Origin of the sequence: Kribbella polygonati, from assembly GCF_050320105.1 — a bacterium.
Classification (GTDB): Bacteria; Actinomycetota; Actinomycetes; order Propionibacteriales; family Kribbellaceae; genus Kribbella.
Genome location: NZ_CP190129.1, coordinates 755,327 through 778,392, shown reverse-complemented (window position 1 = coordinate 778,392; position 23,066 = coordinate 755,327). Strand labels below are relative to the sequence as shown.

The window sequence follows — 23,066 nt, the reverse complement described above, 5'->3', positions numbered from 1 at the left end:
CCTCTCCTAACCTTTGACTGCGCCGCTCAGCAGGCCGGAGGTCAACCGGCGCTGGAGGAAGGCGAAGAACACGAGACTCGGCACGGTCGCGAGAACAGAGGCGGCGGCGAGCGGGCCGAACTGCACCTGGCCCTCGGCACCGACGAAGCGGGCGAGTACCAGCGGAAGTGTCTTGAGCTGCGGGTCCTGCAACAGGACCAGGGCGAAGAAGAACTCGTTCCACGCCGAGATGAAGGTGAACATCGCGGTCGCGATCAGCCCGGGCCTCAGCAACGGCATCACGATCGACACGATCGTGCGCAGTCGGGAAGCCCCGTCCACGGACGCGGCCTCCTCCAGCTCGCGCGGTACGGCGGCGACGTACCCCTGCAGCATCCACAGCGCGAACGGGAGCGACCAGACCATGTACACGATCACCACGCCGGGGATCGTGTTGGTCAGGTGCAGCGGGCGCAGGATCATGAACAGCGGGATCACGATCAGGATCACCGGGAACACCTGGCTGACAAGGATCCAGCCGTTGGTCAGCGGCCGCAGGCGGCTGCGGAAGCGGGCCAGCGCGTACGACACCGGGAGCGCGACGATCAGCACCAGGATCGTGCTGTAGATCGAGATCTGCAGGCTGTTCCCCAGGCCGCGGACCAGGCCCTGCTCGCTCAGCGCGTCGCTGTAGTTCGAGAAGCCGGCGTGCTTCGGCAGGATCGACGGCGTGATACTGGCGAACTCCTGCGGCGACTTGAGCGAGCTGGAGATCAGCCAGAGCAGTGGGAATCCGAGGAAGACCAGGTAGCAGATGACTGCGACGTACTGCAGGAAGCGGGCTGCGGGTTTCGTTCTCATGCTTCGCTCCGCAGGCGGTTCCGCAGGTAGAAGAACAGGAACAGGATGATGATGACCACCATCACGTCACCCATCGCGGCCGCCATACCGAAGTTGCCGTAGCGGAACGCCTCGTTGTACGCGAACAGCATCGGCAGCATCGTCTTGCCGCCCGGGCCGCCGGCGGTCAGCACGTAGACCAGGCCGAACGAGTTGAAGTTCCAGATCATGTCCAGGCTGGTGATCGCGACGATCACCGTCCGCAACTGCGGCAGCGTGATGTTCCAGAACTGGCGCCACGCACCGGCGCCGTCGACCGCGGCCGCTTCGTACAGCGTGCGGTCGATCCCTTGCAGCCCGGCGAGCAGCGTGACCGTGGTCATCGGCATGCCGACCCAGATCCCGACCACGATCACGGCCGGCAGCGCCGTACTGAAGTCGCCGAGGAAGTTGATCGGATGATCGGTCAGGTGCAGCTTCTGCAGGATCTCGTTGACCGGGCCGTTCGTCGGGTGCAGCAGCAGGCGCCACATGATCGCGACCACCACCGGAGGCATCGCCCACGGGATCAGCGCGAGGGTACGGGCGACGCCGCGGAACTTGAGGTCGGTGTTCAGCAGCAGCGCGAGACCGAGGGCGGCGACGAACTGCAGGATCGTGACGGACAGCGTCCAGATCACGCCGATCCGGAACGAGTCCCAGAACAGGTTGTTGTGCAGCAGCTTGGCGAAGTTGCCGAAGCCGACGAAGTTCGTCTCGACGTGCAGGCCGGCGCGCGCGTTCGTGAAGCCGAGCGCGATGCCGCGGATCAGCGGGTAGACGCTGAGGATCAGCACCGGCAGCAGCGCGGGCAGGAACAGCAGGATCGCTTCCCGGTTCTGCTTCGGCTTGCCTTGCTTCTTCTTCACCGGCGCCGGCGCGGTCAGAGTCGCCGTCACGGGGTGGACCTCCTGATACTCAACGACGGCTGTACGACGATCCGCCGCGGCGTCCGGTCGTTGTCGTCGATCCTTGCCAACAGCAACTCGGCCGCCCGCCGCCCCCGCTCCGCGGACCCCAGGTTCACACTCGTCAACGGCGGGAAACTCTGCTCGGCCAACTCACTGTCGTCCATCCCCACCACGGCAACATCGTTCGGTACGTCGAGCCCGGCCGCCGCCAACTCGTGCATCAACCCCACCGCCAGCAGGTCGTTCGCACAGATCACCGCATCGAACGCCGGGTGGAAGGAAGAGCTAACAGCACCTGCCCTCTCCGGGTAGGAGGGCGAGGTGGAGGCACGTGCACCCTCCGAGCCGGAGTCCGAGGAAGCGGCGCCCTGCAGGCGAGTGAGCGCAGCAGCGCGCGCCTCGGACGCGCCGGAGACGCCGGAGACGCCGGACGCGCCAGACCCGGCGGACCCGGCAGACGCGCCGGACCCGGCAGACCCGGCGGACCCGGCGGACCCGGCGGACCCGGCGGACCCGGCGGACCCGGCGGACCCGGCGGACCCGGCGGACCCGGCGGACCCGGCGGACCCGGGGGACCCGGGGGACCCGGGGGACCCGGCCGAGGCGGCGGAGGAGGCGGAGGCGGCGGAGGAGGCGGAGGCGGCGGAGGAGGCGGAGGCGGCGGAGGAGGCGGAGGCGGCGGAGGAGGCGGAGGTGGCAGCTGTCCCGCCGGGGCGGCGCTCGGATCCCGCCCCGCTCTTCAACAGTTCTGGGCCTGCGGTGCGGCCGGCGGTGAAAGTGAAGTCATGCGCTTCCACAAGCGCAACGGGCTCGAGGTTGTGGGCTTTGAGGGCTTCGGCGAAACCCTTCGCGCGGGCGGCGCCGGGGACTGTGTCGGCGGGGCCGTTCAGGAAGGCGATCCGGGTGCGGCCGCGCGCGACCAGGTGGTCGACGGCGAGCAGCATGCCCTTCGGGGAGTTCGCCCGTACCGTGTCGACACCGGCCTTCGACGGAACGCTACCGGCGACGACCACCGGGACCTCGCACTCGCGGATCGCCTTCACCAGGTCCTCGTCGACCCGGATCGGGCTGATCAGCAGCCCGTCGGCGTACCCGCGCGCCATCCCCTGCACCAGCGCGACCTCGTCGACCACCTCCGGCCCGGTCGTCGTCACCACCAGCCGGTACCCGGCCGCGGACACGACCTCCTCGACCGCGCGCATCATCGTCACGTACACCGGGTTGCCGACGTCCGCGACCGCCAGCGTCAGCTGGAACGTGCGCCCGACCTTCAGTGACCGGGCCCGCGCGTCCGGCACATACCCGAGCTCGGCGACGGCGCGGCGTACCCGCTCGGTCATCTCCTCGGTGGCCGGCAGCCCGTTCAGCACGCGCGACACCGACGCCACCGAGACCCCGGCCGCCCGGGCCACCCCAGCGATCGTCGGACGACTCACGCCGGCCTCCTGTAATCGTTCTTGTAATCGTTTACAGGCCAGAGCCTAGGTCGCCGTCCGACCCCCGTCAACACCGCACGGCCCGCGGCGAGGCTCCGCCGCGGGCCGTGCGATCGAACTGTTATCTCAACCTGTGCTCAACACCGCGTACTGAGCTCCGGGTTCGGCAGTACCGCGCTCGTCGACGTACCACCGAACCGGGCGAGGTCCGGTACGCCGTACTGCGCCGTCTTCCCGAACGACAGCACCGTCCGTCCGGCGATCACGTTGCCGAAGTTCCACACGCAGAGGTTCGACCCGAGCGACGAGTGTCCCAGCGTCCAGAACGGGTAGAACGCCGCGCCGGCCGGTGGCGCCGTACAGCCCGCACCGCTGATCGTGTTGCAGAGGATCTCCGACGCGCCCACGTTCGTCTCGAACTGCACGGACGGATACGGGTGCCCGCCGGTGAACGGCCCGAGATACTCGAACGAGGTCGGATGCCCGGCCGCACCGTCCGGCCAGTCGGCCTGGTACGACGTCCCGTCGAAGTCGAGATCGCCGTTCTGGAAGACATTCTCCTGGCATCCCGCGATCGGCCAGGTCTCCTTCACCGCCTTGCCGTTCACGACCGTGATCCGCGGACCGGCGATCATGCAGTTGGCGCCGGAGAACTCGCAGTTGGCCCCGGACGCGAAGTTGTCGGTCGGACACGCCGCGCCGGTCTCGGTGGTCGGGTTCACGCAGATCCCGGTCGCCGGGTTGCACGGCCCCTCGCCGGAACCGCTGCCCTCGTTGCCGCCGTTGCAGACCTGGTAGACGTTCGGGTCGGAGAAGCTCTGACCGTTCGGGAACGTCGAGTTGACCGGCAACGCGCTCGACACGCTGGAGCACGCCTCGAAGTGCCCGAGCTCGTCCTGCATCAGTACGCCGCCTTCCAGAGCCGCCCACGGCACCTGGTTCTGCTGCTGCGCGCTGCTGAACTCCGGGTGGAAGTCGAACGGCGTACCGCTGCAGTCGGCGATGTTCGTGTTCATGAACCCGTTCGCGGCGCTGGCCACGACCGACCCGCTGCGCCCGGTACTCAGATCGTCGATCCTCGCGAGGAGGCCGTGCGCGGTGTCGCGCATCACCACCCGCAGTACGTCGCCCTGCCCCATCTTCAGGGTCCGGCTGTTCCCCCTCAGCGTTGACACGTCGGTGAGCTGTGGACTCGGCGGCCCGGCGGGTACTCCGTCGGTCTGCAGGAACGAGAAGTTCACCGGCTCGATGCAGTTGTTGTTGCAGGTCGCGAACCCGAACGTGCAGGACAGACTGTCGATCGTCAGCGCCGCACACCACCTGTTCGCGTCACAGCTGGGCGCGTCGATGAACGGCGCGAACCCCGGCGGGTAGAACTGCAGCTCCATGAACGCGGAGCCGGCCCCGTTCGGGTCGTTGACCGCGGAGCCGTTGGTGTCGCTGTCCGGCGTACACGCGTTCTGCGGGTACGACTTCGGGTCGCACAGCGGCAGCCCGAACCACGGTGCCGGGCTGAGCTCGGCGTACTTGCTCACCGCGGGGCTGTTCACCGTCGGCGTCGCGTGCGGGTCCCTGGACAGCCTCATCAGGTAGCTGATGTCGTTCGCACTGCCCGGCTGGCTCGAGATGAACTTCACCGACGGCTCGTCGTGGCCGATGTAGTGCTCGTTGTCCTCGAAGCGCCAGGGCACTCCGTTCTTGTCGACGGTCACCGGGTCGGCACACAAGCCGCCCAGTCCGTTCTTGACCGACTTGTAGATCGGGCTGAACCCGTTGCAGTCCAGCATGTTGGTCGCGTTCGGCTTCACCGCGCCCGCACCCGTGGGCGGCGCCGCGGCTGTTGCCTGCCACCCCAGAGCCGGCATCATCGCGATCGCGATTGAGGCCCCGATCCCCCAGCGATTTCTCCACCGATAACTCGATCCGCGCATCGGCGCGCCTCCACCCCGCAGCAGGGGGCCCGAGGCTGGGCCGGCGACGGCGCAGGGCCCCCCTTGTGGACCGCCGTCGGTGCAACAAGGCCAGGCTTATTCCCCGCGATCACCCACTGTCAATAGGTGAACACGCTTCTCAGCGGGCGCTCAGTCTTCGTCCTCGTCGGCGCCGGGGCGTTCTGCCCAGGGGGTTTCCTTGGCGGGGCGTACGACGATGACTTTGTCGCCGGCGGCAAGGACCGAGACGTTCGAGTCGTAGTACCGGTGCACCTTGCCGTCGCGGACCACCGACACCACCCGGTCCGGCAGCGCGGACGGCGGCTTGCCGACCTCGCGGCCGAGCACCGGGCGTTCGGCCACCTCGAGGCCCTCGCCGTACGTCAGCAGGTCCTCCATCACCTCGCCCAGGTTCGGGCTGACCGCGGACAGGCCGAGCAGCCGGCCGACCGCCTCCGACGAGGTGACGACCGCGTCCGCGCCGCTCTGCCGCAGCAGCGGGACGTTGTCCTCCTCGCGGACCGCGACCACGATGTGCGCGCTCGGGTTCAGCTGCCGGACCGCGAGCGTGACCAGGACGGCGGAGTCGTCGCGGTCGGTGGTGACGATCACCTCGCGGGCCGACACCACCTCGGCGCGCCGCAGTACCGTCCGGTTCGTCGCGTCGCCGTGGAAGGCGGCCATCTGGTCGTTGCCCGCGTCCCCGATCGCCTGCGCGCGCGGGTCGATCACCACGATGCTGTCCCGCTTGACACCGTTGCTGAGCAGCGTGTGCACCGCCGAGCGGCCCTTGGTGCCGTAGCCGACGACGATGGTGTGGTCCTTCATCCGTTTCCTCCAGCGCGTGTCGCGCATGATCCGGCGACCCTCGTTGGCCAGCACTTCCAGTGTCGTACCGACCAGAACCACCAGGAACGCGATCCGCAACGGGGTCACGACGAAGGCGTTCACCAGCCGGGCACCCGGCGACACCGGTGTGATGTCGCCGTACCCGGTCGTGGTGAGCGTGACGGTTGCGTAGTAGATGCTGTCGATCAACCCGACTTTGCCGTCGTAGCTGTCGCGATAGCCGTCACGGTCGACCACCACGATCAGCACCATCACGGTCAGCAGCCCCAGCGCGATCAGGAACCGCGTGAAGAGCTGAAAGAGCGGCGAGCGTGTGCTCGCGGGCAGGTTGACCAGCAGACCGTGGGGGTTCCGGCCGGTGGGAAGGGGTGGCACGGCTATGACGATATTGCACCGCGGCCCGATCCACCTCATGCGACAGGCTCCGGTCGGACAGCGCGACACTCACCATCAGACTGTCGCCGTCGCGGACCACCCGCGAACGCATCCGCAACCGCTCCAGGGTCCGCAGCATCGCGTGGTTCTCCGGCTGCACCATGCACACGATCCGGTCCGCGCCGCGGGTCCGGGCGCCTTCGACCACCTCACGCAGCAGCCGCAGCCCGAGGCCTTGTCCCTGCCAGCCGTCCTCGACGAGTACGGCGACCTCCATCGTCGTACTGCCCAGCTCCTCCCACGGCGCCGCCGTCGCCATTCCGACCACCGCGTCGCCGACACACGCCACGATCGACACCCCACCGGCCGGCGCGGACAGGTGCCGCGCCGTCCGCGCGGTCAGCTTCGGCATCGGCACGTGGTACCGGCGGGTGCGGCTCTCGTAGGAGCACCGGTCGTGCATCGCGACGACCGCGTCGGCGTCCTCCACGGTCGCGGTCCTGGTCGTCGGTACGCCGCTTCCGGGCCGCGGCCCCTCCGGCGTCTCGTACCGCTCGGCCAGCCGGCCGGCGATCTCCACCAGTACGTCGGCGCGCGCCCACTCCGCCGGCGTGTACTCGTCGAACCCCTGCAGTTCGCCGAGCTCGTCGTCGACCGACACCGGGTCGTCGATCAGCCGCAGTACGGCGCGCAGGTACCGGGTCGGCGCGTCGTGCAGTACGTCGGCCTGGCATGGGCGGACCGTCGTACGGACGCAACCCGCCTCCGCGACCAGCGCGGCCAGGTTGTCGGCGGTCCAGCCGACACCGGTGGAGACGACCAGTTCGTCGATCGCACCGGTCTCGGCGGTGAAGACCTCCAGGTGGAGGATGTTGATGTCGTCCGCACCACACCGTGCAGCGAGTTCGGCCAGGGCACCGGGCCGGTCGGCGAGTTCGGTCCTGATCTTCCAGAGCATGCGGACGCCCTCCCTCGTGGAAACGTGCTTCCCACTCTGCGCTGGAGGTGTTGCCCGGCCGGGTCCGGAATGTTACGCCCGCGTCAACCCTTGCGCCGGATCCTCCGCAGGTACGGGCGGCGCGGCGGCATGACCACCGGAGTCTCGCGCTTGTCGAGATCCGCGTGCCGGAGCAGCTCGGGATAGGTGGCCTGCGGTACGGCGGGGTACGTCGTCACGATCGCGTCGCCGGAGAACACGAAGAAGATCGCCTGACCGTCCTTGATCACCTTCAGCAGCGTCCCGTCGCGGACCGTGAGCGCATGCTCGAACGCCTTCCGCCGCGCGGTCCGCTTCGCCCAAGCGGCCTGGACCGCCTGCTGCGCCGGCTCGCGCCCGTGCCGGACCGCCTCGACCACCAGCGGCCCGTAGCGCACGCCGTACTTCACCAGGTTCTTGGCCAGCTGACTGCTCTTCCCCGCTCCACTCGCCATGGGACGAGGGTACTCAGGGCTTCCAGTTGTACGGGATCGTCACGGAGACCGGCCGCAGACCGAGGCGGGCGAGGATGCCGCGGCTGTCCGGGGACGCGTCGACCTGCAGGTACTTGTACCCCTGCGCGGCCGCGAGGTTCCGGCGGTACGCGACGTGCGCGCGGTAGATGCCCTTGCCGCGCCACTCCGCCAGCGTCGAACCACCCCACAGCGAGGCGAAGTCGGTGCCGCGGTGGAACCGGATCCAGGACCCGCAGACCATCTTCGGGTCGTCCTCGTCGGTCTCCGCCACCAGCACCGTGCCCGGCTCGTCGGCGTTCGCGATGTCCGCGCTCAACGCCTCCGGCAGCCAGTCGTGCGAGTAGCCCCAGACCTCCTCCTCCATCGCCTGCATGCGTTCGAGGTCGGCGTACGACGTGATCTCGCGCAGCCGGATGCCGTCGGGGAGCACGACCTCCGGTGTCAGCTCGGCGATGTCACCGATCAGCAGGCACTCCTCGTCGTCCGGGACGAACCCGGCCTTGGTCAGCCGCTCCGGGAGATCCTCCGGCAGGTCGTGGGTGTAGTACTTCCACTCGAACTTGGTCCCGCGCTCCCTGAAGAACGCGACCTGGTCGGCGATCAGCTGGTCCAGCTCCGCGCCGTCGACGCCGCCGAGGTACTGCACGAACCCGTCGCCGCGCAGGCCGACCTGCCGGATCACCGACCCGAGATACTCGGCGGTACCGGTACTCGCGCCGCCCCGGCGGGTCCGGATCTGCTGGTCGAACGCGGCCCGCAGCGCCAGCGCCTGCGGTGAAGTGTCAAGAGGAATCACGGGATCAGTAGACCAGGCGGGCGCAAGCCGATATTTCGCGCGTCGGCATGCGGCTGCCGGCGGCGTCAGGCACCATGGAGGCCGTGAGTACGCCCAACCCGCGTCGGCCGATCATGCCCGGCAACAAGCTGTTCGAGTCGCTGCCCGGTGCCGCCGACCCGGCCACCGTGACCGAGGCCGCGCACCGGACCGCCGAACTGCTGGTCCGCGGGGTGCGCAAGTCCGAGGACGCCGAGGTGCACGCCCGGGTGGTCAAACTCGCCGACGAGTACGGCCTCGACGAACTCGCCGAACTCTGGTCCGACTCCCCCGCCGACTCCCTGCCCGGCGCGCTCTGGCGGCTGTACGTGCTGCGCTCCTGGGTGCACGCGAACGCCGAGGAAGTGTCCCGCGAGTTCACCACCGGCCGTTCGTACGCCGAGGTGCACGCGGTCGTCGCCGGCGTCGCCGAACCCCCCGGCCCGCGCGAGGTCCGCGACATGGTCGACGCCGTCCTCCGCGGCGTCGCCACCGGCGACTTCGCCACCACCCTCGACCGCGCCGCCGCCTTCGCCCGGATCATCGCCACCGGCCGCGCCCACCTCGCCGACGACACCCACGACCGCGTCCTGTCCGCCGCCAAACTGGTCGAGACCGCAGACCAACTCGAAACCGCCGCCCGCGCCGAACGCGCCGGACAACTCTGGTAGTTGCGGCCCGGGCCCGCGGATGTTATGGCGAATTCCCAACAGGACAAGGCGTTTGAGCACCCGCTACACTGTTCGAGGTGTCGGGCCGGTGCAAGCCCCGGGTCCCAAATCAAGCCGCCACGAGCGGCCACGCGCCGTGAGGCGCTTCCCGGCCCGACACCACCAATCTTTCTCGATCTGCGTAGTTCTACCCACGCGGCTAGACCCCGGCGCTGTTAGCTTCGTCGGCTGTGAAGCGGATTGTGGTGGGTGCGATGGTGCTGGTACTGGCGGGTTGTTCCACCGTGCAGTCGAAAGACGTGCGGACGAGTGGCATCACCGCCACGTACGTCGTCACGCTCCCGGAGACGACCGACGTCGCGGACGTGAGTGCGTCGTACCGCGTCGGCACGCTCACCTTCATCGAGCTCGGTGACGGTGAGTCGGTCACCTCTTCGGGCGGCGGCAAGGACGTGAAGCTGAAGCACCACAAGTCCGCCGGCGTCACCGACTACGACGGTCAGCTCGACGGCGTGGTCACCGCGGGTACCGAGGTCACCTTCAGCCTCACCCGCGGCAGCGGCGACGACTCCGCCCCGAAGTCCACGGTGAAGCTCCCCGAGCGCGTCAAGCTCACCTCGCCCCAGACCGGTACGACGTACTCCCGCCGCGCCGCCATCCCGGTCCGCTTCGACTCCGGCCCGTCCGACCAATCGTCGCTCGTGTCCTGGGCGGGCGACTGCATCCAAGCCGGCAGCCTCCAACTGGAGCCTGGCCGTACCGAGGTCAGCATCCCGCCCGGCTCGCTCCACCCCATCACCGGTACGCCGACCCCGGGCCGCAATCCCACAACCACCTGCCAGGTCACCGTGATGCTGACCCGACGCACCGAAGGCACTCTCGACGGCGCCTTCAAGGACGGCTCGATCACCGCCCAGAGCGAGTCGTCCCGCCAGATCAACTCGGCCCCGTGAGGGCCCGCCAGCTAAGCTGCCCCGCGTGAGTCTGCCGATTGTCAGCGCGACGCGTTACGTGCTGCCGCTCCGCGAAGGCGGATCGTTGCCTGGTGTTGTCGAGGGCAACGATCTGGGTACGTACGTGATCAAGTTCCACGGCGCCGGCCAAGGCCCGAAGGCGCTGGTCGCCGAGGTGGTCGTGGGCGAGCTGTTCCGGCGGCTCGGCCTGCGGGTGCCGGAGCTGAAGCTGATCGAGCTCGACCCGGCGATCGGCAGGTCGGAGCCGGACTTCGAGATCCAGGAGCTGCTGATCCGCAGCGCGGGCCTGAACCTGGCCGTCGACTTCCTGCCGGGCTCCTTCGGGTACGACGGATCGGCCGGCAACCCGGGCGACGACGCGATGGCGCGGATCCTCTGGCTGGACGCGTACGTCGCGAACGTGGACCGCTCGTGGCGGAACACGAACCTGCTGGTCTGGCACAAGAACCTGTGGCTGATCGACCACGGCGCGGCACTGTACTTCCACCACTCCTGGATGTCCGCGGAGAAGTTCGCGAACCAGCCGTACGACGCGTCCGACCACGTCTTCTCGGTCGCCGTGCCAGGTGTCGCGAAGGTGGACGCCGAGCTGACCGCCGCGATCACCCCGGAGCTGTTGACGGAAGTAGTGGGACTCGTGCCGGACGAGTGGCTGGGTGACGGGGACCGGGAGCGGTACGTCGGACACCTGCTCGCGAGGCTCGACGGACGTGCCGCGTGGCTGCCGGGAGGTGTGCGGTGAAGCCTTTCGACTACGTGATCCTGCGCGCCGCACCGCGTATCCAGCGCGGCGAGTTCATCAACGTCGGTGCGGTGCTCTACTGCCGGGCCCTGGACTACCTGGGCGCCGGCTGGGACGTGAACCCGGACCGGCTGCGCGCGTTGGACCCGGCAGTGGACGTTGACGTGGTGTGCGCGTCGTTGGAGCAGGTCCGCGCGATCTGTGCGGGTGAACCCGCGGGCGGCCCGGCGGCCGGTACGACGATCGGCGAGCGGTTCAGGTGGCTCGCCGCGCCGCGCAGTACCGTCGTACACCCCGGCCCGATCCACAGCGGGATCACCACGGACCCCGCTGCGGAGCTGGACCGGTTGCTGGACGCGTTCGTCCGCTAGGCGAGTGCCGCGGACACAACGTCGCGGGCCTGCTCGAAGACCTGCTCCAGGTGGTCGGCACCCTTGAAGGACTCGCCGTAGATCTTGTAGAGGTCCTCGGTGCCCGACGGGCGCGCCGCGAACCAGGCCGACTCGGTTGTGACCTTCAGCCCGCCGATAGCAGCCCCGTTGCCAGGAGCGTGCGTGAGCCGGTCCACGATCGGCTCTCCCGCCAGCTCGGTCGCCGTGACCGCTTCTGGCGTCAGAGCCGCCAGCTTGGCCTTCTGTTCGCGGGTAGCCGGTGCATCGACCCGTGAGTACGCCGACGCGCCGAAACGGTCCACCAGCTTCGCGTGGGCCTGTGACGGCGTCTCGCCCGTCACCGCGGTGATCTCACTCGCCAGCAACGCCAGCAGGATCCCGTCCTTGTCAGTGGTCCACACGGTGCCGTCAAAGCGCAAGAAGCTAGCCCCTGCCGATTCTTCACCACCGAACCCGACAGAACCGTCAACCAGCCCCGGTACGAACCACTTGAACCCGACGGGCACCTCCCACAGCCGCCGCCCGAGGTCCGCGACCACACGGTCGATCAGCGACGACGACACCAGCGTCTTACCGACAGCGACGTCGGCACCCCAGTGCCGCTTGCTGAACAGGTACGAGATCGCGACAGCCAGGTAGTGGTTCGGGTTCATCAGCCCCGCGTCCGGCGTGACGATGCCGTGCCGGTCGGAGTCCGCGTCGTTCCCTGTCGCCAGGTCGTACTTGTCCCGCTGCGCGACCAGCGAGGCCATCGCGTACGGCGACGAGCAGTCCATCCGGATCTTGCCGTCGTGGTCGAGCGTCATGAACGACCAGGCCGGGTCGATCCGCGGGTTCACCACGGTCAGGTCGAGCCCGTGCCGCTCGGCGATCGCGGCCCAGTAGTCGACGCTCGCGCCGCCCAGCGGGTCGGCTCCGATCTTCACCCCGGCGTCCCGGATCGCGGCCAGGTCGACCACCGACGGCAGGTCGTCGACGTAGTGCCCGAGGAAGTCGTAGTCCCCGGCGTGCTGACGCGCCTGCTCGAACGGCTTCCGGCGTACCTCCCGGTTGCCCGCGGCGATCAGCGCGTTGGCGCGGTTCGCGATCCAGCCGGTGGCGTCGGAGTCGGCCGGGCCGCCGTGCGGCGGGTTGTACTTGATGCCGCCGTCCCGCGGCGGGTTGTGCGACGGCGTGATGACGATGCCGTCGGCGTCCGCACCGGCGCCGCGGTTCAGCCGCAGGATCGCGTGCGACACGGCCGGCGTCGGCGTGAGCCGGTCCGCGCTGTCCACGAGCGTCTGTACGTCGTTGCCCGCCAGCACCTCCAGCACCGTCCGCCACGCCGGCTCCGAGAGCCCGTGGCTGTCCCGGCCGACCAGCAGCGGCCCCGTCGTACCCTGGCCGGCCCTGTACTCGCAGACGGCCTGCGTGATCGCCAGGATGTGCGCCTCGTTGAACGCACCGTCAAGACTCGAGCCCCGGTGCCCCGACGTACCGAAGACGACCTTCTGCGCCGGGTTCTCGACGTCCGGCGTGATGTCGCCGTACGCCGCCAGCATGGCGTCGACGTCAACGAGGTCCTCGGGCTGTGCTGGCTGACCTGCGCGTGGGTGCATGCCCACATGCAACCACAACAAGCTCAACTGGCGTACGGCGTGAGCAACTGGTCGACCGGCGCGTAGTCGTCGGTCAGCACCGGCGCGTCACCGACGAACCCCGAGAGCTCGTCGCGGATCTGCATCGGCGGCCGCAGTTCGCGGGCGATCGCGGGGACGGCGATCGGCCGGTCGGACGCCAGCACGACGAAGTTTCCACCGCCGGTCCCGGCGAACTCGTCCGGGCGCGCGATCACCGCGACATACCCGAACTCGGACTGCACGGTCTTGACCTCTGCCTTCGCGAACTTGGCCGCACCGTAGTCGATCACGTTGATCAGGTAGATCCCGCCCGGCCGCAGGACCCGCTTGACATCGGCCACCAGTTCCCGGGTGGTGAGGTGCCACGGCACGGACACCCCGCTGAACGCGTCCATCAGTACGACGTCGCGGCTCGCCGCCGGCTCGTCGTGGATGCCGAGCCGGCCGTCCTTCACCGTCACGGTCAGGTCCGGCCCGGTCCGGACGCCGAGCTCGCGCTTGTCGAGGTCGACCACGGCCGGATCGATCTCGTACGCCTGCTGCTTGCTGCCCGGCCGGGTCGCGCTCAGGTAGCGCGCCATCGTCAGGCCACCGGCGCCGATGTGCAGGGCGTCCACCGGTTGTCCCGCCGGGCGGCTGCCGTCGATCGCGGCCGCGAAGCTCTTGATGTACTCGAATTCCAGGTACGTCGGATCGTCGAGATCGACGTACGAGTGCGGCAACTGGTCCAGGTACAGCGTGCGGCCGCCGTCCCGGCTCGGGTCGGCGACGACGCGTGCGCAGTGGTACGCGGTCTCGACCTCGCAGGGCCGTGGTGCCACGAGGGTCAGGGTGGCACCGACAACCGCCAGCACGACCGGCTTGGCAGCCGCCCGCACTCCCCGCAGCCGGACTGTGAGCACGGCACCGACGACTGCCAGGACGGCGCCCAGGGCGAGAACGATCGTGCTGATCGGCACGGTCGCCACGAACACGAAGCCGGTCAGGACCGTACCGGCGATGCCGCCGACCGTGGCGAACGCCGACAGTCTGCCGACGACGGTACCTGTCTGTTCCAGTGTGGCCAGGCGCAGCTTCGTGACCATCGGTGTGACGGCTGCCAGGAGCGACGCCGGCGCGAAGAGCGTGACGGCGAGGACCAGGAACACGAGGTCACTCGTGCTGCCGCGAAGAGCCTCGCCGGTCCAACGGACCACAGGGAGGATCAGCATCACCAGGCCACCGCTGAGCAGGAACAACGGGCCTAGGGTCCGGTGCGGCGGCACAACGTCCGCGAACCGGCCGCCGAACGCCGCGCCGGTCGCGATCGCCGCCAGAGCGACGCCGATGACCGCGGTGTTCGTTTCGAGCGTCAGTCCGATGTACGGCGCGACCAGACGGAGCGAGACGAGCTCCAGCACCATGACTGCGGCCGAGCTGCCGAAGGCGAGCCCAATTGCCAGCTTTTGCCCTACCGGCTTGTTCACCACGACACCTTATAGGTGCAATAGTCCTGTGATTGATCCAGCGAGAAGCGCCGAGCTCTACCACGCAGGACGTGAACGGATGGCCGCGGCTGTCCAGGACCTCAGTGCGGAGGACCTGGACCGGCAGGTGCCTGCGTGTCCGCAGTGGAGTGTGCAGGATCTGATCGCGCACCTGGCCGGTGTTGCTGCCGACTTCGCGGCCGGCAACGTCGTCGGCGCGCCGCATCCGCCGTGGACCGCTGCCCAGGTGGCGAGGCGGCAGAACCTGCCGATCGCCGAGGTGCTCGCCGAATGGGAGACCGCCGGAGCGGCCCTCGAGGCGGTCATCGTCGGCGGTACGACGTCGCATCCGCTGGTGTGCAACCCGTACGTCGACGCCGCCGTCCACGAGGCCGACCTGCACGGGGCGATCGGCAGCGGGCGCCCGCCGGCCGAACTGTGGCTGGCCGCGCTGGACTGGATGCTCGACGAGCCCGGACCGCTGACCGTCATCACGCCGGACGGCACGTACTCCGCGGGCTCCGACGAGCCGGAGGCGACCGTACGCACCAGCTCGTACGAGCTGTTCCGGGCCATCTTCGGCCGCCGCAGCAAGGCACAGATCGAGAAATGGGACTGGGACGACCCGGAGCACGCCCGCGCCTGGACCCCGGCGCCGGCCTGGTTCCCGCAGACGTCGGTGTCGCTGAACGACTAGGCCTCGTCGAGGCGGGCGATCAGTGTCTTGGGGGCGATCTGCCGGTACGCGTTCTCGACCAGGTCCTCGAAGTGGTCCCAGTCGACGTCCACGTCCAGGAAAACCCCGAGCCAACCGCGGTGGCCGACGTACGGCGGGCGGTAGAAGTGCTCGGGGTCGTCCGCGACCAGGGACTCCTGGACACCGGGCGGTGCCGCCATCCAGACGCCGAGGCGGTCGTCGTGGTGGTGGTCGGCGTACATGACGAAGGTCTTCTTGTCCCGGACGAACCAGGTCGGTTCACCGTGGCTCGGCCGCTCGGTCACTTCGGGCAGTGCGAGGCACAGGCTGCGTACACGTTCCAGAACGTCCATCTGCCTAGTGTCGCGGACCAGGGATCACTACGCCGGATTCATAGGCGTAAACGACGGCCTGCGCCCGGTCCCGGAGGTCCAGCTTGGTCAGGACGTTGCTGACGTGACTCTTGACGGTCTGCTCGGCCAGCACGAGCTCTTCGGCGATCTGCCGGTTGGACAGCCCTCTCGCGACCAGCCGCAGTACGTCGGTCTCCCGCGGCGTCAGCCGAGCCGGTGTCACCTGTACGACGGGTTGCGCGCGAGCGAAGTCCTCCACGAGCCTGCGCGTGACAGAAGGTGCCAGGAGCGCGTCCCCGGCCGCAACGACCCGTACGGCCGCTGCCAGCTCGTCCGGGGTCGAGTGCTTCAACAGGAACCCACTCGCACCCGCACGGAGCGCGGCGTACACGTAGTCGTCCAAGTCGAACGTCGTGAGCATCACGACCCGCGGCGGCTCGCCCGGCGTACTCCCGGCGAGGATGCGCTTCGTAGCAGCGAGCCCGTCGAGCACAGGCATCCGTACGTCCATAAGAATCACGTCAGGCCTCAGCTCAGCCGCCAAATCGACCGCCTGGGCGCCGTCACCGGCCTGCCCGACCACCTGAAGGTCCGGCTGCGCGTCCAGCAGCGCGCCGAAGCCGGCCCGCACCATCTCCTGGTCGTCAACCACCATGACCGTGATCGCCACGCGCCACCTCCTCTCCAACCGGAATGACTGCCTGCACCAGATAACCGCCTTCCGGGGTCGGACCGGTGCTCACCGTCCCGTCGACCAGCGCCACGCGCTCCCGCATTCCCGCCAGCCCCTGCCCACTCCCCGGAGCCGGTACGACGGGACGCGGCGGCTTCGCGTTCTGCACGGTGACCTCCAGCTCCCCGGCGGTACGCCGTACCGCGACCTCCACGACCGCGTGCAGTGCGTGCCGTACCGCGTTGCTGATCCCCTCCTGCACAACGCGGAACGCCGTGAGCTCAACGGCCGGGTCGAACCCGCACGGCACCTCACCCACGAGCCGCACGTCGGCCCCCGCGCGCCGGGTGCTCTCAACGAGCTCAGGTACTTCCTGCAGACCGGGTTGAGGACCCAGCTCGCCAGGTTGTTCGACCGGTTCCCGCAGCAACCGCAGTACCCGACGCATCTCCGTCAGCGAGGCCCGTGCCTCATCGGCAATGCCCGTGAACTCAGCACGCACCTCGTCCGGTACGTCGGCCAACCGGTGTGGGGCACTGTCCGCACGGACGACAACCACGGACAGGTGGTGCGCCACGACGTCGTGCAGCTCGCGAGCGATCCGGGCGCGCTCCTGCAGCCGCTCCCGCTCCGCCCGCTCGCTCTTGCTGATCGTCTCCTGCTCCGCGAGGAGGCGGTTCGTCTCACGGCGAGAGCGCACCAGGTCCCCCACCACGACCGCTACCGCCGACAGAACGGCCATGGTGATCAGCCCGCGCCAGCCACCACGCTCCGGCGCCAGGGCGATCGCGCCCAGCCCCAGAGCCTGCGTAGCGACCCACCAGCCCACCTGCTCCCGACGGCCGAGCCCACGCGCACCTGCGATCGCGATGACGAACGAATGCCCGAAAGCAGCCGTCGTACCCCACGGCCACGGCTCGTTCGGGCTGACCGGTGTTGTGAGCGCTGCCGTGATGCCCGTGGTCACAAGCGAGACCACGACCGCCGCCCGCGGCCGCAGCCACGACAGGCCCAATGCCAGCGCACGTGCGATGGCCAGCGCCAGCACGGCTCCCAGAGCTACCTCGTAGTGCTGTGCGAGGTCCAGGACGGTCAGGAAGAGCAGAGCGACAACGCCCAGGTCGGCAACCCATCTCCGCATCGGCACAGTTCGACCCTACTCACACCTGCTGCAGCCAGGCCCAGAAGAACGCGAGCGTCCCACCGGCCACGACGATGGTTGCCGGAAGCACCCACCTGCGCGTCCCCGCGACCAGCAGCGCCTGCAGCGCCGCGATGCCACTCAGTACGAACAAGAACGCGACAATGCACGGCACTGCGAGCACACCATGCGTGACCCACGCACCGGCGCGACTCGGGCCGCCCCAGGTGCCCGGCTCGACCGGGCCGTGCTCGACGAAGCCCCAGAACGGGCCACGCACCACGGCCAGCACGGTCAGGAACAGTACGAACAGGCTCGCCAGTCCGAGAACTGCGCTGAGCAGCCCGTCGGCGAATGTACGTGCGTTGCTCTTCGGCGCAACCTGCCAGCGGCGCGCTGCCCTCTCCGGCTCGCCGATGATCGCGTCCGCCATGCTCAGCAGGCCGGTCGGCAGCAGCAGAACGTCGTACACCAGCCACTGGCCGAATCTCCGTTTCCGGTCCGCCGCGATCGGCCGGTTCAGCGTCTCCGTCATCGTCTCTCCTCGCTCTCGGCAGCTGAGATCGAGCGTAGAAATCCGGGGCCGCCGGCACCTCCAGCCAGAGAGCCGAACCTGGACCAGTACCCGGGTAGGGGTGCTATGTGATCTAGGTCACAGTGACCACGACACGTGCCACCGCGTTACACGGTCAGTGCCGGACGGGTCCGCACCGGCGGCACGAGGACGGGGGTTTTCGTCCAACAGGAGGTCTTCATGCGCAAGCGGAACCTGGCCGTGGCTGCCACACTGCTTCCGGTTTTGCTGCTCCAGGGGTGCGGCACCGACAGCGGCATCGCCGCCGCGGCACCGGCCGCCCACAAGGCGGCCCGGGCCGCGACCGACGGCCTCGGCTCCGACGACCCGGTCCTGAACGCCTACTACGCGTACCGTGTCGCGCTCGACGTGATGATGCGCAGCGGCGGCAGCAAGACCACGCAGCTCGAGTCGGTGATGACACCGAAGATGTACCAGGCGATCGCTGCGCAGGCGAAGTACTTCCGGACCAACAAGCTGCACAACACCGGGCTCACCAAGGTCGTCTGGGCCAAGCGCACGCTCGCGGCGAACGGCGTCCTGGTCAGCGCCTGCTACGACACCACCTCGGCCCGCACGGTGAACGTCCGCGGCCGTGGCGTCCTGCCGAACACCACGCCGACCCGCTGGCTCGACCAGATGCGCGTCGTCACGCAGGACTCGAAGTGGATCGTCGACGGCGGCACGACCACCCCCACCGCCTGCTGATCAGCTCAACTTTGTGGCGGTGCGATCACGATCGCGCGCAGACCGGATTCCGCTCCGCCGACCTGGGCACACTCGCCAGTGAGTGCCGGCTAGGTCGAGGGGTCCACCGATGATCGACACACACGTTCGCCACTGGCTGCCGTCCTGGTTCGGCAGCCGTCGTACGCCGGACGCGTTCCGGCCGCGCGGTACCGGCTCACGCGTCAGCCGGCTCGCCGCAGAGTACGACGCCGACGTCGACGCCGCGCTGCAACGGCTCTGGCCGAAGGCGCGGATCTACCACGATCGCGAGTTCACCCGGGACCGGGCCGACTTCCTGCTGGTGGTCCGCGGTCGCGGCGTGATGATCGAGACCAAGGTGAAGAGCGATCCCGGCGTGTTCCGCGGCTCCACGCTGCCGCCGCTGCTGGACCGGCTGCAGCGCGACGGCCGGCGGCTCGTCGTACTCGTCAACCAGGGCGACCCGGCACCGGCCCGCGACCTGATCAGCACCAAGCTCGGCGACCGCGGGCGGATCGTGGTCTGGTCCGGTCCGCACCACGACACCGACCTCCGCCAGGCGGTCGAGGCTCTCCTCCAGCAGACCACCCGGCACGCCTGAAGGGGACCTCGGCCCGAGGTCCCCCCCACAGCCGTCAGGCGGACTTGATCGCCGACACCTCGAGCTCCAGCGTGACCTTCTCACTGACCAGTACGCCGCCGCCCTCGAGCGCCGCGTTCCAGCTCACGCCGAAGTCCTTGCGGTTGATCACCACCGAACCCTCGAGTCCGAGCCGCTGGTTGCCGAACGGGTCGGTCGCCGTACCGGTGTACTCGAACGTGACGTCGACCTGCTTGGTCACGCCGCGGATCGTCAGGTCGCCGGTCACCTGGAACTCGGCGTCGCCGGTCTTCTTGACCGCGGTGGACGCGAACGTGATCTCCGGGTGCTCGTCCATCGCCAGGAAGTCGTTGCTGCGCAGGTGCTCGTCGCGCTGGTTGTTCCGGGTGTTGATGCTCTTCGCCTGGATCGTCACCGTGCCGGCGGAGTTCTCCGGGTTCTCCCCGTCGATGTGGAACGAGCCCTCGAACTCGTCGAACGCACCGCGGACCTTGGTCACCATCGCATGCCGGGCGCTGAAGCCGATCCGGGTGTGGGAGGCGTCGAGAGTGTAGTCGCCGCTCAGTGCGGCATACTCGCTGGACATCGAGGATTCCTCCAGAATTAACTAGTTGAAGTTTACACAGTACAGATTTCACCCTTCGCGGGCAGAAGTCCACCCCGCACCCGGCGTGTCCACCTCATGAACCCGATCAGCCCGGAGAATGGACTGGTCCGGATCAGCACGGTTCGCATCAGGGGTGGCGGGGTTGGCAGAGCAGAAGGTCTACTGCGCGTCGGCGGCGAGCGACGTCTACCGGGCGATCAGCACGGTCCTCGGCCGCGAGCGGTTCTGGGCCGAGCAGGCACCGGAGGCCGACGGCGTGATCTCGTTCGTGCTCGCCGACGGCCGCAAGGACGAGAGCCGGATCGAGCACGCCATCCAGGACCAGGTCTACGAACTGCGGTACTTCGGCCGCACGCTGACGTTCCGGCTGGCCCCGGCCGCGGCGGGCACCGACCTGACGCTGACCTCGGACGACACCGGCGACGCACCCGAGCTGGTCTCACTGCTGCTCCGGCTGAAGGCCTCGGTCGACTTCGGCGTCGACCTCCGCAACCACGACGCGAGCCGGAGCGTGCGGTACGCCGACTCCTGACAGTTGCTGGCGGCAACTTGATTAACGGGTTGCGCGACGGCCGCGCCGACGGGTCTGATGGGTCCTCGAAGGATCGGAGGACCCACCGTGGAACCGCTCAGCGCCGACGAGATCAGGCGCTCGTTCGTCAACTCGACCAAGAGCCAGGTGAGGGCGCTGGCATTGCCGCCGCGATTCACCGAGCTGCCCTGGGAGTCGCTGGACTTCCTCGGCTGGCGCGACGGGAAGGCGCCGAACCGGGGGTACCTGGTTGTCCGCCGCGACGGCGGTGTGACCGGGATCGCGCTGAGCACGCAATCGTCCGGAGCGGCGCGCCGGTTCGCGGGACTGTGCGACCTCTGCAACACCGCGCACCACGTCAGCGACGTCGCGCTGTTCGCGGCCCGGCGGGCGGGGACGGCCGGTCGTGAGGGCAACACGGTCGGGCTGTACGTGTGCGCCGACCTCGCCTGCTCGCTGTACATCCGCGGGCTGAAGGAGCTCGACGTACCGCAGGGTGAGACGGCGACACCCGAGGTGCGTGCGGAGCGGCTCGCGACACGACTGGAGAGCTTCGTCCAGCGGGTTCTCGGGTAACTATCCTGGAGACACCTGCCGGCCCGCATCGAGCGCGCAAGAAAGCGAGTCGCGAATGACCGAGTTCCGCATCACGCATGACATCGCCGCCACCCACCCGGACATCCGCGAACGACTCACCGCGACCGCGATCGAGGCGATCAACGAGTCCAGCAACCGGTCGGCGAACGACGCGGCCAGGATCCTGCGGCGCAAGCTCGGCAAGATCGGCGTCGAGATCAGCCAGGACGCGTGCCGGTCCGCGATCGAGCGCATCCGCTCCGGCAAGCAGCTGCACTTCGAGATCGAGCCTGCGCCCGACCAGGAGTGACCGCCGGATAGGGTGCCCGGTGTGGAACTTGCTGAGTTGGGGCGCCGGGTACACGCAACCGCACATCTGACCGGCGAGTTCGTCCTCCGGTCCGGGCAGACGACCACGGAGTACTTCGACAAATACCAGTTCGAGGCCGATCCGGTGCTGTTGGACGAGATCGCCGCCGCGCTGGTCCCGCTCGTCCCGTCCGGCACCGAAGTACTCGCCGGCCTCGAGCTGGGCGGGATCCCGGTCGTCACCGCGCTCGGACGACACACCGGCCTGCCGTGCGCGTTCGTCCGCAAGGAGGCCAAGTCGTACGGCACGCGCCGGCTGGCCGAGGGCGCCGAGACCAAGGGCCGCCGGGTGACGATCGTCGAGGACGTCGTCACCACCGGCGGTCAGATCGTGCTGTCCACCAACGAACTCCGCGCGCTCGGCGCCACCGTCACCGACGCGCTGTGCGTGATCAACCGCAACGACGGCACCCCCGCCCCGCTCACCGAGGCCGGTCTGACCCTGCACGCCCTGCTCACCCGGGAACACCTGGCTGCCTGACCGGTTCGTCCGCCGGCAACAGCCGCCGGAAGTCCTCGGCCGACACGATCGGTACGCCGAGCTCCCGGGCCGCGCGCGCCTTCACCGACAGGCTGTCGACGTCGGCCGCGACAACGAACGTCGTGTCGGGCCGGACCGCCTCCTGCGGCGCGAACCCGGCCGCCACCGCCCGATCCCACCACACCTCACGCGGCTCGACCATGTCCCCGGTGAACACCATCGTGCTCCCCCGCGGAAACCCCCGCGCCCCAGGACGATCCGGTACGACGTACCGCCCGCCGCTCGCGCGGACCAGCGCGTCGTCGACGTCGGACGCCCGCTGCCCGAGCATCACGGCGACCTGGTCAAGGTCCCGGCGCTGATCGGGCGTGACACCGGTCGCCCAGGACGCGTCGGCCAGCGCGGACACGTAGTACCGATGGAGGTGGTCGACCTGTGGACGGGTCATCCCCAGCTCGTTGGCGACCTGCACCAACTGGTCGGCGTCCGCCGCGGTGATCTCGCGGTTCGCGAGGATCGTGTCCAGGAGCACCAGGTACGAGTCGGCCTGCGGCGGCTCGGGCACGCGGGGCAACTGGTCGACGAGTCGACTCATCCACCCGTGCCGGCCACCCGCGTGCACCGGCCGCACGACCGGCGCGGCAGTGGTCGCGGGAAGGTCGGGCCACGGCAACCGGCGGACCTCCTCGTAGGCCCACTGCCACGGCGGCGGTGCGGCGAACGCGCCCAAGTACTGCGCGAACAGCTCGGCCGTCGCACGGGTGTCCGCGAGCGCCGAATGCCAGCCCTCGATCGAGATCCCCGCGGCCGCACAGCACGCGCCGAGCGTCCGCTTCGCGCCCGGATGCAGGTAACCGGCCAGCGCCATCGTGCACATCGACCGCTCGGTGATCAGCGGCACCGAGACGCCGAGCCGCGCGAACTCCGCCCGCAGGAGCCCGAGGTCGAACTCGACGTTGTGACCGACAACCATCCGCCCGGCCAGCAGCCCACCCAGCTGGGCCGCGATGCCGGCGAACTCCGGCGCCGCCAGCACGTCGGCGGTGAGGATCCCGTGGATGTGCTGCGGACCGAGATCGCGCTGTGGATTCAGCAACGTCACCCACTCGCGCTCGACCTGTCCGCGCGCGTCCAGCAGCACGACGGCGATCTCGATGACCCGGTGCCGATGGCTCGGCAACAGGCCGGTCGTCTCGGTGTCGATGACGGCGTACATCCGGGTCCTCCTCCGGTCGATGACCGACTGGAACAAGCCAATCACAGG

General features: G+C 69.2%; 27 protein-coding genes. 11 read left to right on the top strand and 16 right to left on the bottom strand.

Annotation, left to right across the window (positions count from 1 at the left end; genetic code table 11):
• Positions 1-6 precede the first annotated feature (6 nt).
• The 8 genes from ACQHIV_RS03690 to ACQHIV_RS03655 form a co-directional block, all read right to left on the bottom strand.
• Positions 7-840 (bottom strand): carbohydrate ABC transporter permease, encoded by an 834-nt coding sequence (locus tag ACQHIV_RS03690; protein ID WP_427891645.1) that lies wholly within the window; start codon positions 838-840, stop codon positions 7-9.
• Positions 837-1,757, bottom strand: a complete 921-nt coding sequence (locus ACQHIV_RS03685; protein WP_427891643.1) for a carbohydrate ABC transporter permease — start codon at positions 1,755-1,757, stop codon at positions 837-839. Before ACQHIV_RS03685 ends, ACQHIV_RS03690 begins: the two co-directional genes overlap by 4 nt.
• A complete protein-coding gene (locus ACQHIV_RS03680; protein WP_427891641.1) occupies positions 1,754-3,205 on the bottom strand; it encodes a LacI family DNA-binding transcriptional regulator in 1,452 nt (483 codons plus the stop codon). Before ACQHIV_RS03680 ends, ACQHIV_RS03685 begins: the two co-directional genes overlap by 4 nt.
• A gap of 137 nt (positions 3,206-3,342) precedes the next feature.
• Positions 3,343-5,070, bottom strand: a complete 1,728-nt coding sequence (locus tag ACQHIV_RS03675) for a hypothetical protein (RefSeq protein WP_427891639.1) — start codon at positions 5,068-5,070, stop codon at positions 3,343-3,345.
• 216 nt (positions 5,071-5,286) lie between these two features.
• Positions 5,287-6,237, bottom strand: a complete 951-nt coding sequence (locus ACQHIV_RS03670) for a potassium channel family protein (protein ID WP_427891637.1) — start codon at positions 6,235-6,237, stop codon at positions 5,287-5,289.
• Positions 6,209-7,318: a GNAT family N-acetyltransferase gene (locus tag ACQHIV_RS03665; RefSeq protein ID WP_427891635.1), complete on the bottom strand. Its 1,110-nt coding sequence runs from the start codon at positions 7,316-7,318 to the stop codon at positions 6,209-6,211. The genes ACQHIV_RS03670 and ACQHIV_RS03665 overlap by 29 nt, the downstream gene beginning before the upstream one ends.
• Positions 7,319-7,401: 83 nt before the next feature.
• Positions 7,402-7,791: a hypothetical protein gene (locus tag ACQHIV_RS03660; protein ID WP_427891633.1), complete on the bottom strand. Its 390-nt coding sequence runs from the start codon at positions 7,789-7,791 to the stop codon at positions 7,402-7,404.
• A gap of 13 nt (positions 7,792-7,804) precedes the next feature.
• Entirely contained in the window at positions 7,805-8,608 is an 804-nt protein-coding gene (locus tag ACQHIV_RS03655) for a GNAT family N-acetyltransferase (RefSeq protein WP_427891631.1), read from the bottom strand.
• Positions 8,609-8,691: 83 nt separating this feature from the next.
• On the opposite strand from ACQHIV_RS03655, the gene ACQHIV_RS03650 reads away from it, so the two are divergent.
• From ACQHIV_RS03650 to ACQHIV_RS03635, 4 genes are all read left to right on the top strand, one after another.
• Positions 8,692-9,297: a hypothetical protein gene (locus ACQHIV_RS03650; RefSeq protein WP_427891629.1), complete on the top strand. Its 606-nt coding sequence runs from the start codon at positions 8,692-8,694 to the stop codon at positions 9,295-9,297.
• 230 nt (positions 9,298-9,527) lie between these two features.
• Positions 9,528-10,250: a hypothetical protein gene (locus tag ACQHIV_RS03645; protein ID WP_427891627.1), complete on the top strand. Its 723-nt coding sequence runs from the start codon at positions 9,528-9,530 to the stop codon at positions 10,248-10,250.
• 25 nt (positions 10,251-10,275) lie between these two features.
• The gene (locus ACQHIV_RS03640; protein WP_427891625.1) at positions 10,276-11,013 is read left to right on the top strand and encodes a HipA family kinase; all 738 of its coding nucleotides are present in this window, start codon (positions 10,276-10,278) and stop codon (positions 11,011-11,013) included.
• Complete coding sequence (locus ACQHIV_RS03635; RefSeq protein ID WP_427891623.1) at positions 11,010-11,384, top strand: DUF3037 domain-containing protein; 375 nt, start codon at positions 11,010-11,012, stop codon at positions 11,382-11,384. Before ACQHIV_RS03640 ends, ACQHIV_RS03635 begins: the two co-directional genes overlap by 4 nt.
• Here ACQHIV_RS03635 and pgm read toward each other — a convergent pair.
• On the bottom strand, positions 11,381-13,003 hold the full coding sequence (gene pgm / locus ACQHIV_RS03630; RefSeq protein ID WP_427891621.1) for a phosphoglucomutase (alpha-D-glucose-1,6-bisphosphate-dependent): 1,623 nt from the start codon (positions 13,001-13,003) through the stop codon (positions 11,381-11,383). The two genes, ACQHIV_RS03635 and pgm, sit on opposite strands and share 4 nt — an antisense overlap.
• Positions 13,004-13,026: 23 nt before the next feature.
• A complete protein-coding gene (locus ACQHIV_RS03625) occupies positions 13,027-14,490 on the bottom strand; it encodes a fused MFS/spermidine synthase (protein ID WP_427891619.1) in 1,464 nt (487 codons plus the stop codon).
• Between ACQHIV_RS03625 and ACQHIV_RS03620 the strand changes: the two genes are divergently transcribed.
• On the top strand, positions 14,384-15,187 hold the full coding sequence (locus ACQHIV_RS03620) for a maleylpyruvate isomerase family mycothiol-dependent enzyme (RefSeq protein WP_427891617.1): 804 nt from the start codon (positions 14,384-14,386) through the stop codon (positions 15,185-15,187). The two genes, ACQHIV_RS03625 and ACQHIV_RS03620, sit on opposite strands and share 107 nt — an antisense overlap.
• On the opposite strand, the gene ACQHIV_RS03615 is transcribed toward ACQHIV_RS03620, so the two are convergent.
• Genes ACQHIV_RS03615 through ACQHIV_RS03600 form a run of 4 tightly spaced genes read right to left on the bottom strand, consistent with a single transcriptional unit; the run spans position 15,184 to position 17,889 of the window.
• Positions 15,184-15,540 (bottom strand): MmcQ/YjbR family DNA-binding protein, encoded by a 357-nt coding sequence (locus tag ACQHIV_RS03615; RefSeq protein ID WP_380199664.1) that lies wholly within the window; start codon positions 15,538-15,540, stop codon positions 15,184-15,186. The two genes, ACQHIV_RS03620 and ACQHIV_RS03615, sit on opposite strands and share 4 nt — an antisense overlap.
• Before the next feature lie 4 nt (positions 15,541-15,544).
• Complete coding sequence (locus ACQHIV_RS03610) at positions 15,545-16,195, bottom strand: response regulator (protein ID WP_427896401.1); 651 nt, start codon at positions 16,193-16,195, stop codon at positions 15,545-15,547.
• Positions 16,185-17,354, bottom strand: a complete 1,170-nt coding sequence (locus ACQHIV_RS03605) for a sensor histidine kinase (RefSeq protein ID WP_427891615.1) — start codon at positions 17,352-17,354, stop codon at positions 16,185-16,187. Before ACQHIV_RS03605 ends, ACQHIV_RS03610 begins: the two co-directional genes overlap by 11 nt.
• A 19-nt stretch (positions 17,355-17,373) precedes the next feature.
• Positions 17,374-17,889: a hypothetical protein gene (locus tag ACQHIV_RS03600; RefSeq protein ID WP_427891613.1), complete on the bottom strand. Its 516-nt coding sequence runs from the start codon at positions 17,887-17,889 to the stop codon at positions 17,374-17,376.
• 219 nt (positions 17,890-18,108) lie between these two features.
• Between ACQHIV_RS03600 and ACQHIV_RS03595 the strand changes: the two genes are divergently transcribed.
• Together ACQHIV_RS03595 and ACQHIV_RS03590 are read left to right on the top strand one after the other, a co-directional pair.
• Complete coding sequence (locus ACQHIV_RS03595; RefSeq protein WP_427891611.1) at positions 18,109-18,636, top strand: hypothetical protein; 528 nt, start codon at positions 18,109-18,111, stop codon at positions 18,634-18,636.
• A 109-nt stretch (positions 18,637-18,745) separates the two neighbouring features.
• Positions 18,746-19,237, top strand: a complete 492-nt coding sequence (locus ACQHIV_RS03590; RefSeq protein WP_427891609.1) for a hypothetical protein — start codon at positions 18,746-18,748, stop codon at positions 19,235-19,237.
• A gap of 34 nt (positions 19,238-19,271) precedes the next feature.
• Here the strand turns inward: ACQHIV_RS03590 and ACQHIV_RS03585 are convergent, their stop codons facing one another.
• Complete coding sequence (locus ACQHIV_RS03585; protein WP_427891607.1) at positions 19,272-19,823, bottom strand: YceI family protein; 552 nt, start codon at positions 19,821-19,823, stop codon at positions 19,272-19,274.
• 163 nt (positions 19,824-19,986) lie between these two features.
• On the opposite strand from ACQHIV_RS03585, the gene ACQHIV_RS03580 reads away from it, so the two are divergent.
• The 4 genes from ACQHIV_RS03580 to pyrE all read left to right on the top strand — a co-directional run bounded on the left by ACQHIV_RS03580 (position 19,987) and on the right by pyrE (position 21,802).
• On the top strand, positions 19,987-20,376 hold the full coding sequence (locus tag ACQHIV_RS03580; RefSeq protein ID WP_427891605.1) for a hypothetical protein: 390 nt from the start codon (positions 19,987-19,989) through the stop codon (positions 20,374-20,376).
• A gap of 87 nt (positions 20,377-20,463) precedes the next feature.
• Positions 20,464-20,952 (top strand): FBP domain-containing protein, encoded by a 489-nt coding sequence (locus ACQHIV_RS03575; protein WP_427891603.1) that lies wholly within the window; start codon positions 20,464-20,466, stop codon positions 20,950-20,952.
• Between the two features lie 55 nt (positions 20,953-21,007).
• The gene (locus ACQHIV_RS03570; RefSeq protein WP_380199648.1) at positions 21,008-21,262 is read left to right on the top strand and encodes a hypothetical protein; all 255 of its coding nucleotides are present in this window, start codon (positions 21,008-21,010) and stop codon (positions 21,260-21,262) included.
• Positions 21,263-21,283: 21 nt separating this feature from the next.
• Complete coding sequence (gene pyrE / locus ACQHIV_RS03565; protein ID WP_427891601.1) at positions 21,284-21,802, top strand: orotate phosphoribosyltransferase; 519 nt, start codon at positions 21,284-21,286, stop codon at positions 21,800-21,802.
• Here the strand turns inward: pyrE and ACQHIV_RS03560 are convergent.
• Complete coding sequence (locus tag ACQHIV_RS03560; RefSeq protein ID WP_427891599.1) at positions 21,777-23,018, bottom strand: exonuclease domain-containing protein; 1,242 nt, start codon at positions 23,016-23,018, stop codon at positions 21,777-21,779. The genes pyrE and ACQHIV_RS03560 overlap by 26 nt on opposite strands.
• Positions 23,019-23,066: the final 48 nt, after the last annotated feature.